The organism is Planctomycetota bacterium, assembly GCA_035384565.1.
Taxonomy (GTDB): Bacteria; Planctomycetota; PUPC01; order DSUN01; family DSUN01; genus DAOOIT01.
Genome location: DAOOIT010000069.1, coordinates 18,733 through 28,458, shown reverse-complemented (window position 1 = coordinate 28,458; position 9,726 = coordinate 18,733). Strand labels below are relative to the sequence as shown.

The following is a 9,726-nucleotide window of genomic DNA, read 5'->3' as shown; positions in this document are numbered from 1 at the left end:
GGCGTTTGAGGGTAGCCCAGGGCGACCGAAGGGAGCCCTGGGTAGAGGCGGCCCCATGAGGGAGCCCCCGAAGGGGGGCGATTCAAGGCGTGAAACGCCCCCTTCGGGGGCTTGGACGGGCGGGGACGTCCGTCCCAGGGCTCCCTTCGGTCGCCCTGGGCTACGGCCCGGTCGCCCGCGTTCGCGGGCTACAAGGCCCTGACGTGTGGGAGAAGATGAGGGCGTTGCCCTGGGCTACCCTATGCGAGCCCTTCCGGCGCCAGAGAGAACCACCGTGCCTGCAATCCCGGCCCACACCCTCAGCGGCGGGCGTAGTCGTCGCAGCGGGTGGCGTTGGGGCGCTGGGGACGCCGACAGGCCGACGGGTAGTCGTACTTGCACGTGTCGCACAGGATGCGGTCGCCGAGGACGAGGCCCCTCACCCGCTGGCAGAGGGCCTTCCACCATCGGGGCTGCTGGCGCTCACTCGGGCTTGGCCTGGCCGGCCTCGTCGGCACGCTTGCGGTACTCCTGCTCGAGGTCTTTGTACTTCTTGTCGAACTGCTCGATCGGCTCGGTGGCGGCGCGGAGCGAGTTGTGGAGGTCCACGATCTTCAGCAGGCGCTGGCGGGCGCGTTCGGCTGCGGCAGCGGCGCCGGGGTCGTCGGCCTGCGAGGCCACTTGCTGGTACGCTGCGAGCACCTGGTCGAAATTGCGCTGGGCGGCCGGCTTGGCCAACTCGGCCTGGTAAAGTTCCTGGGCCTTGCGGAGCGCCGCCGTTGCCGCGCCGCCGGCCAGCGGGGGCTTGGCCGCGGGGGTTTCCTTGGCCGGGGGCGGAGGCGGGGCCGCCGCGTCGCCGATCTTGCGGACGTGCTGGCTGTGGATCCAGGCCGAGGCCGCCTCGGGCGGGCTGATGCCCACCCAATCGCCGTCGCGGTCCACCACGGCCACCTTCGTGCCCAGCGCGGCCTGGCCCAGCACGTCGCTCGTCAGGCCGGGCCGCGCCCGCACGTTCACGCGGTCCTTCACCAGCGTGCCCTGCTTGCCATCGGCTTCCACCGTGAGCATGTCGTTGCGCACCCACACCGTGCACGACTTGGGCACGGGGATCTGATACCACTCGTAGCGCTTGCCTTTCACCTCCACGCGGTCGCCTCGTCCGGCCACCGACAGCACGGTGTAGTTGATGCCGTCGCCCGCGCGGATGTAGACCCGTTCGCCCGTCACCTCGCCGGTGAAGGGCGGCGTGGGCCCGGGGGCTGGCTCGGGCTGCTTGGGCTCGGCCTTGGCGGGTTCTTTGGGTTCGGCCTTTGGCGCCGCTTTAGGCTCTTCCTTGGGTTCGGCCTTGGGTTCGGCCTTGGGCTCCGCTTTGGGCGCGGCCTTGGCTTCCGCCTCGGGCATGGCGGGGGGCGGGTCGGCCTTCTTCAGCCCGGGCTCCCCGCTTTGAGCCATCCCTAACCACACCGCAAGAGCCAGCAGCCCCACGACGATACGCATGGCCAGAGCCTCCGCGAACAGCGTTGTTTGAGCACGGGGAACGGGGAAACGGATGACTTCTGCGCATTATAGGGGTCCTGCGCCCCAAAGTCAATGCTGTATCAACCTTCAGGGAGGGAGTTGATACAGCATGGAAGGACCGCCACAGAAGGCCCCGGATCGCCAAAGCGCCTATGTTGCATCATCTGCGGAGTGATACAGCATGGCAACCGTCGCCATAGAAGCTGCCGGATCGCCAAAGCGCTGACTCGGCGCGCCCGCAAGGCCGCGGCAGGGCCATGCAGACGGCGGGCAGTGCGCCACGTGTGTCGGACTGGTCGGACTTGTCAGATTCGTCGGACCTGTCGGACGCCCGTGCGAAGGGACGGCAGCGGCGCCAGCGGCCGGGCGGAGGCCGGGTTGACAGGACACCAGCCAGGGCTATACTGGCGCCAAGCGAGGAGAACCTGCCGATGGGCGAGCGCGTGATGCAACTGGCGGTCTGGGTAGCCCTTGTGTCGTTGGTCGGAGGAGCCACCGTGGCCCGGGGCGAAACGCTGCGACTCGAGAGCGAGGCGATGCGGGTGGAGGCGGACTCGGCGTCGGGGCGCTGGGCGCTGCTCGACAAGGCGTCGGGGGTGCGCTGGCCGTCGGCGGGCGAGGCCAGCCCGGGCGCCTCCCCGGCCCTGCTGGGCGGCTTCAGCGACGCGACGGCGGCGCCTGAGGCGATCACCCTGTCGAAGAGGAACGGCGCGGGCGTGCGGTTCGCGCTGGTGGACGGCGGGCGGACGCTGGAGGTCAGCTACAAGGATGCTGGCGAGGTGCGGGCGCTCGCCGACGCGCTAAGGGTGACCGATGCCGAGGGCGGCTACCTGGTGGTGCCCTGCCGCGAGGGGCTGCTCCTCCGCGCCGACAGCGGCAGGTCGTTCCAGCGCACGTTCGGCACCTCGGAGTACGAGGGCTGCCACATGAACATGCTCGGCCTGGTGAAGGCAGGTTCGGCACTCGTGGTGAGCTGGGACGATGCGTATGTGTTCCCCGAGGTCCAGAGCGTTCAGCCGCGCGAGGCGGCGCCCAAGCAGCACCTGACGACGACACTCGCCTTGCGGCGCTCGGCCAATGTCCTTCGCCTCACCCCCCTGGGCAAGGGGGATTGGAACACGCTGGCCGCGGGCTATCGCCGCATCGCCGAGGGTAAGGGCATCGCGGCCACGCTGAGGGCCAAGATTCAGCGCAACGCCAAGGCCGAGTTGATGCTCGGCGCGGCCAACGTGAAGCTCTGGACCTGTCTCGCCCGCAAGCGCAACGAGGAGAGCACGGCCGATGAGTCGGTGAAGGTGCGCTGGACATTCGACGAGGCGGCGCAGATCGCCGAGCACCTTCGCAAGGACCTGGGGATCGAGCGGTGCCTGTTCATCCTCGGCGGCTGGACCGAGGGCGGCTACGACTGTCGCCACCCCGACAACCTGCCTGCCAACCCCGAGTGCGGCGGCAACGCGGCCCTCGCCGACGCCGTCCGACGTATCCAGGCCCTCGGCTACCTGGCTTGCCTGCACGACAACGTGCAGGACATGTACCGCGACGCGAAGAGTTGGAACCCCGCCTTCATCGAGAAGGACGTGAAGGGCGAGTTGGTCAAGGGCGGGCGGTGGCTGGGCGGCCGCGCCTACATGGTGTGCGCGCCCAAGCAGCTCGAACTCGCCCAGCGCCCGCAGAACCTGCCCGAGACGCAGAAGCTTTTCGCCCCGTGGAGCTACTTCATAGACACCACCTACGCCGTCGGCCCCCGCGAGTGCCACGACCCCGCGCACCCGCTCGGGCGCAACGACGATATCGCGTGGAAGATCAAGCTCAGCGCCTATGCCCGCGACGTGTTCGGCCTCTTCGGCAGCGAGTGCGGCCGCGAGTGGGCGCTGCCGTGCAGCGACTTCTTCGAGGGCCTGGTCGGCGTAAGCGGCAAGTACTTCCACAGCCTCGACCCCGCCAGCCTGGGCGCCATCGTCATCCCGTTCTGGGAGATGGTCTACCACGACTGCCAGGTGGCCTATGGCAAGTATGGCTACGCGGCGGAGCAAGCAGCCGAGTATGTCGCCCACCACGTGTTGTGCGCCCGCCCGCTCCATTACCATTCGGTGCCCGACCACCTCTATTGGAAGCAGCCTGCACCGCCCGGAGCAGATGCGGTGGCGGCGCGCCCGCGGGTCGTGAGCGTGGAGGCCGCCGAGAAGGGCGCCTTCCGCATCCGCTACGCCTGGGACGTCGAGGGCGATGTGGCGGGCGACTGGCGGGTCTTCGTGCACTTCGGCACCGACGCCGATATTCTCTTCCAGGACGACCACGCGGCCGCCCCGCCCACCTCGCAGTGGAAGAAGGGCCAGACCGTGGAGCTCGGCCCTCGCACGGTCGCGGTTCCGCCCAACCTGCGAGCCGCGGCGGTGGACGTCTATATGGGCCTGTTCAGCCCCACGGACGTGGCGGGGCGCGCTCGCCTGCCCGGCGCCGACGGCCAACGGCGCGTGCTCGCGGGGCGCCTGGTGCTCAAGCCTGAACTGAAGTTCGAGCCTCGGGCTGCCAGCGCCCCGGCCCTCTCGCGCTCGGCCTTCACGCGGTGCGATGGCGGCTGGGCCGAGGGCCTGCATCCGACCGACGTGTTCCTCAAGAACACCCACGAGGTGCTCGGCCCGCTGAATGAGGCGACCGCTCACCGGCGCCTCACGCGGCTGGAGCTCCTGAAGCCCGACGGCTCGCTGCGCCGCGCGGTCTACGGCGAGGGCAAGGAGGCCGTCGCGGTGGTCGTGAACTTCGGCGCCGCCGACGCCGAGGCGGATTCCACGCTGGGCGGCCGCGTGGTGCTGCCGCCGTGGGGCTTTGTGGCGGAGGCGCCGCGGTTCGCCGCCTTCTACGCCAAGTCGTGGGGAGGACAGTCGTACCCTGAAGGCGCGCTGTTCACAGTGCGCGCGGCCGAGGGCGATACCCTGGCCGCGGCAACGCAGGTGCGTGTCTTCCACGGCTTCGGGCAGCCGACGCTCGCCTGGCGGGGCACGCGCAGCACCGTGCCTCGCGAGGCCACCCTCCGCGTCCCCTGAACAGCCCCTCGCGGCCGGCCGCTCCGCAGGAGCTGGGTTGAACGGGCGCTGCGCTTCTGCTATAATCCTGCGAATTATTGTCCCACACTTCGGCCACGGCCCTCCGAACCGCCGCGCCGCCAGGAGATGATGAATGGCCCGTCCGCGCCGCCGCATCAAGTTCAAGCCCTTCCGAATGGGGGAGAAGTCCCGAAACGCCATCCTCGTGGGTCTGGGCGTCTTCCTGATGGCGATCTTCGCCGTGCCCTTCCAGGGCTCGTGCGAGCGTCGCCGCCCGGGCGGCCGTGGCCCGAACGACGTCTTCATGACCTTCGGCGGCAAGCGCATCCTCTACGGGGACGTGCTCGAGACGCGCCGCCTGTGCCACTTGGTCTTCCGCATGCCGCTCACCGACGAGCAGGCCGCTCTGCGTCTGGCCGAGTATCAGGAGGCGCAGCGGGCGGGCATCCGCGTGAGCGACAACGAGGTGATTGACGCGATCCATACCCAGATCTTCCCCCGCCGGCTCAAGGTCGAGTACGCCATCGCCGAGGCCAGCGCGCTGGCCAAGGACCTCGCGGTGCCCGACGCAGAGGTCGAGGCGGCCTACGCCCGCGAGAGAGACAAGCGGTTCCGCAACGCCGACGGCACCTTCCGCCCGCTGAGCGCGGTGCGCGAGACGCTCGTCTCCGAGCTGCGCACCCAGAAGGGCGAGCCGCTGGCCAAGGCCGCCGTCGAGGGGCTCAAGAAGGCAGCGGACGCCCTGGTGGGCGCGCCGCTGGAGAACGCGCTGAAGCGCCTGGCGCCCGAGCACAAGGCGCGCTTCGGCGAGACACGCGTCTTCACCGCCCGCACGGCCAAGAGCGAACTCCGCTCGATCGGCGACGTGCCGCGGATCGCCGACCGCGTCTTCACCGAGCCCATCGGGCGCCTCAGCGAACCGGTGCACGTGGCGGGCGGCTGGTGCATCTTCCGCGTCGTCTCGCGCACGCGCGGCTACGACGCCCGCGGCGTTTTCCACCCCGAGGAGGAGGGCTGGGTGCGCCAGGGCTACGGGGTGATCAACGTCAAGGACCGCGACGAACTGCTCCGGGAAATGGGGGTGACCCAGGCCGAGCTGGAGGAAACGCTGCGGCAGGACCTGGCCCTCGTGGTGCTGCCGAGCCTGGTCGTGGGCGCCGTGGCCGACATTCCGCGCACGCTGCTCGAGGCCCGCTATCGCCGCGACAACACGCAGGCCATCGCGGCCTATTTCGCGATGCGAGCCGGCGATTTCACCCAGGGCATCAGCCCCACCGAGGACGAGTTGCGCGACTTCTACGCCCGCCACAAGGACCTGCCCAGGGCCGAAGGCCGCCCCGGCTATCGCCAGCCCGAGCGGGTGAGCCTGGAATACGTGCTCGGTCGCAGCGCCGATATCGCGGCGGGCCTCGCCGACGACGAACTGCGCAAGTACTATGAGCGCAACACGGCCTTCTTCGGCCCCTCGTTCGACAAGGCGCGCGAGGACGCCCGCAAGCGGCTCGCCGATGAGAAGCTCCAGAGCGTGATCACCCGCATCGCCAACCGCGCGGCCGACGAGGCCGCCAGCGGCCGCCCCGTCAACCTCAAGGCCCTCTGCGCCCAGGAGGCGAAGCAGTTCCCCAACGCCTTCAGCGTCACCGCCACGCCGCCCTTCGCCGCTGCCGAGGCCGAATTCGTCGTGCCCGAGCTGCGCGGCGCCAAGCTGGCCGAGATGATCTTCGGCGAGCGCGGACAGCAGTACGCCACCGCCGGCGAGCCCGCCAAGCCCGGCTCCCACCGCATCAGCGAAGTCTTCGCCTGCGAGACCGGCCGCTTCTTCTTCCAGGTGCTCAAGCGCGAGGCCAGCCAGGACATCCCCTACGACAGCCTGCCCCCCGACCTGCGCCAGCAGCTCATCCGCGACGTGACCCAGGACAAGGCCCTCGTCAAGGCCAAGGACAAGGCTCGCGAGTACCGCACCCGCATCTACCAGGCCGCCTTCGACCAGTTCGCCGAGCGCACCGGCAGCAAACCTCTCGACACCGAATTCCTGAAGCCGAAGGACCCGATCCCCTCGCTCGGTCAGCCCGTGCCGGCGATCAGCGAGGTGCTGGCCGCGGGCGAAATCGGGGACCTCAGCGACGTGCTCGCAGTGGGCGACCGCTACGTGCTGGCCCGCCTGGTGGCCCGCGAGGAGGCCAAGGGCGTGCGCTTCCAGATCCTGAGCGTCGCCAAGCAGGACCTCCAGCCCACCTATGCGCCCTCGGTCTACGACCTCCGCGCCGCCTACGACGCGGCCCCGCACAGCTACCTCGACCCGCCCCAGCCCATTCCTTTCGAGCAGGTGAAGGACGACATCACCCAGCTCCTCGCCCGGCGGCGGGCGAGAGACCTGGCCACGGAGCGCATCGAGAAGGCCCTCGCCGAGCTGGCCGGCGCCGGCCAGCCCGACCTGGCAGCCGCGGCGGCCAAGCATGGGCTCCAGATGCGCCGCGACGTCGAGGTGGCGCTGGACAAGCCCCAAGCCACCCTCGAGATCGGCCGAGCCGCCGGCTTCGCCGATGCCGTGGCCGCCCTCAAGCCGGGCGACGTCAGCCGCATCGTCTCCAGCGCCGACGGCCGGTTCCTCTTCGTCGTCAAGAAGCGCGACGCGAAGGCGGCCAGCCTCGACGTGGCCGCCGCCCTCTTCGACGCCCTGCTGCCCGAGGCCAAGATCGAAGAGAAGGACGCGCTCCAGTACTACAACGACCATCGCGACACGGCCTACGTCACCCACGACGAGATCAAAGACGCGCCGGCCTGGGACGCCGCCCCCGCCGCGGCGCGCGACCGCGTACGCGCGAAGCTCCAGGACGAGTGGGCCAAGAAGCCCCTCGCCGACCGCCTCGCCGCCCTGCGCGACAGCCTCGTGCGCGAGGCGTTCCGCACCGTGCCCGCCGCCCACCCGATTGCCTCGGCGCGCGACCTGCCGTTGCGGGCCGAGACCATCGGCCCGTTCCCCCGTTCGAGGCCCGAGGGGCCGCTCGCCGACGAGCCCACAGCCCTCGCCGCCATCAGCGCCCTCAAGCCGGGCGAACTCACCAAGCCTCTCGCCACCCGCGACGGGGCGCTCATCGCCCTGCTGGCCGAACGCAAGCCCGGCGGCACCGCCAGGGCCCGGGTAGCCATCTTCCGCGCCGCCGACTTCCTGCAAGGCGCCGTCGAGCCCGACGCCGCCGCCATCGAGCGCCACTTCACCGCCCACAGGGCCGCGTTCCGCGTGCCCGAGCAGGCCACGGTCGAACTCCTCGTCGCCGCCACCGCCCCGCGGCAGAGAGCCATCCAGGCGGCCCTCACCGAGGCCGAATGCCGGCGTTACTTCGAGGAGCGAGCCGACCACGAGTACCGCGGAATGTCGTACGAGGAGACCGAGTACCGCGTCCGCACGGACATGGCTCGCGAGCGCGCCGAGCGCGAGGCCCGCGCCGCCGCCGACCGCGCCCTCGAGGCCCTCAAGAAGAGCCCGAAGCCCGCCGAGGCCGACCTGGCGGCCCTGGCGCCCCAGCTCGGCCTCGACTACGGCAAGAGCGAGGCCTTCGCCCTCGAGGACCCCGCGACGGTGAGCCCGCTGGGCCGCGTGCGGCGCATCGCCGACGACCTGCGCCAGGCGCAGCCCGGCCACGTGGTCCCGCGCGTCGTGGAGGGGGCCAACGGCTTCGCCGTGTGCCGCCTGGCGGCCCGCACGCCGGCGCGCGACCCCGAGCTGGCCGAGGTCCGCGACCGCGTGGCTCAGGCCATCAAGCTCGATGCCGCCCGCGCCGCCGCACGCAAGGCCGCCGAAGCCTTCCGCGCGGCCGCCGCGGCCGCGTCCTTCGACAAGGCCGTCCAGCAGGCGTCCCCCGCGCCGAAGACCGTGGACACCGAGCGGCTCGACGCCCTCCGCTTCGCCCTCCCCGGCGAGGACGCGCCCCCGGCCCTCACCGACGCCATCTTCGCCCTGGAGAAGCCTGGCCTCACCCCGGCCGTGCCCACGGACGAGGGCGCCCGCGTCTTCGTGGCGCTCGTCACCGAGCGCGAGCCCGAGGAGTTGCTCACCGTCGAGGCCACGGCCATCCGCCACTGGCAGCTCGGCCCGCCCGTCGAGGAAGAGCCCGCCGAGGAGGAACTCAAGAAGCACTACGAGGCCAACAAGGAAACCTTCCGCGTCCCCGAGATGGTCCGGATCGAGTACCTGGCTGCCGACTATGCCGCGCTGGCGAAGGCGCTCACCGCGAGCGACGACGAGTTGCACAAGGAGTACGACCGCAGCGTGGCGGCCAAGGAGGCCACCTACCGCGACTGGTCGGCCGTCGCGCAGCCGGCCTTCCGCCCCTTCGAGAACGTGAGGGACCTCGTGCAACGTCGCGTGCTGCGCGCCAAGGCGCAGGCGGAAGCCAGCAAGCGGCTGGCCGAGGCGCTCGGCGTGCTCCGGGCAGCAGGCGCTGCGGCCGACCTCAAGGCCTACGCTGCCAAGAACGCCCCCTTGCTCGCCGTCCAGAGCGAGCCCTTCGACCGCGACAGGAAGGGCCTCGAGCACCTCGGGCCGGCCCCCGACCTCGCCAAGCAGGCCTTCGCAGCGAAGCAGGGCGACCTCGTGGGCCCCGTCGTGGGCGAGGACGGCGCCTGCCTGTTCCGCGTGATCGAGCGCAAGCCCGCCGAAATCCCCGCCTTCGACGCCATTCGCACGCAGGTGGAGATGGATTGGGAGCGACACCAGGCCGTCCAGCGCGCCCTCGCCGCCGCGGGCAAGCTGCACGAGCGAATCGCCGCCGCGCTGGGCAAGGCCGCCGCCGACCCGCGCGGAGCCTTCCGCAAGGCCGTCGAGGACGAGCCGTTCACTGTGGAGGTGCCGCGGCCGGTCACGGCGACCCTGTCGCGACCCTTCTACCCGCCGGACGCGGGATGGGGCAAGAGCAGCGCCATCACCGGCCTGGGGGAGAAGGAGGAGCTGGTGCGCGCCATCTTCCGCCTGAGCCCCGCCCACCTGACCCCCGTGGTCGAGGACCCGAACGGCGGCGCCTGCTATGTCGCACTCCTGAGCCAGTTCCTCCCACCCGGCGAAGCGAAGGACACGGACCTGATGATGACCCAGTACCGCCTCTCGGAGACGACCCGCCGCATGGCGGCCGGCTCGTGGCAGCTCTACCTCGAGCGGCAACTGGAGCGCGAGTGAGCCGCGAGGCGC

4 protein-coding genes are annotated in these 9,726 nt (G+C 71.0%); 2 read left to right on the top strand and 2 right to left on the bottom strand.

The annotated features are described in order from the left end of the window. Window positions 1–299: 299 nt before the first annotated feature. Entirely contained in the window at window positions 300–497 is a 198-nt protein-coding gene (locus PLE19_19780) for a hypothetical protein (protein HPD17190.1), read from the bottom strand. Further along, a complete protein-coding gene (locus PLE19_19775; GenBank protein HPD17189.1) occupies window positions 463–1,476 on the bottom strand; it encodes an SH3 domain-containing protein in 1,014 nt (337 codons plus the stop codon). The genes PLE19_19780 and PLE19_19775 overlap by 35 nt, the downstream gene beginning before the upstream one ends. 452 nt (window positions 1,477–1,928) lie before the next feature. Here PLE19_19775 and PLE19_19770 point away from each other — a divergent pair, with 452 nt between their 5' ends. Beyond that, complete coding sequence (locus tag PLE19_19770; GenBank protein HPD17188.1) at window positions 1,929–4,541, top strand: DUF5696 domain-containing protein; 2,613 nt, start codon at window positions 1,929–1,931, stop codon at window positions 4,539–4,541. A 133-nt stretch (window positions 4,542–4,674) separates the two neighbouring features. Next, window positions 4,675–9,714 (top strand): peptidyl-prolyl cis-trans isomerase, encoded by a 5,040-nt coding sequence (locus tag PLE19_19765; GenBank protein HPD17187.1) that lies wholly within the window; start codon window positions 4,675–4,677, stop codon window positions 9,712–9,714. The last annotated feature ends 12 nt before the right edge of the window (window positions 9,715–9,726 follow it).

Coding starts and splice junctions, on each gene's coding strand:
- PLE19_19775 (HPD17189.1), bottom strand. CDS start 1,476: ATGCGTATCGTCGTGGGGCTGCTGGCTCTTGCGGTGTGGTTAGGGATG.
- PLE19_19770 (HPD17188.1), top strand. CDS start 1,929: ATGGGCGAGCGCGTGATGCAACTGGCGGTCTGGGTAGCCCTTGTGTCG.
- PLE19_19765 (HPD17187.1), top strand. CDS start 4,675: ATGGCCCGTCCGCGCCGCCGCATCAAGTTCAAGCCCTTCCGAATGGGG.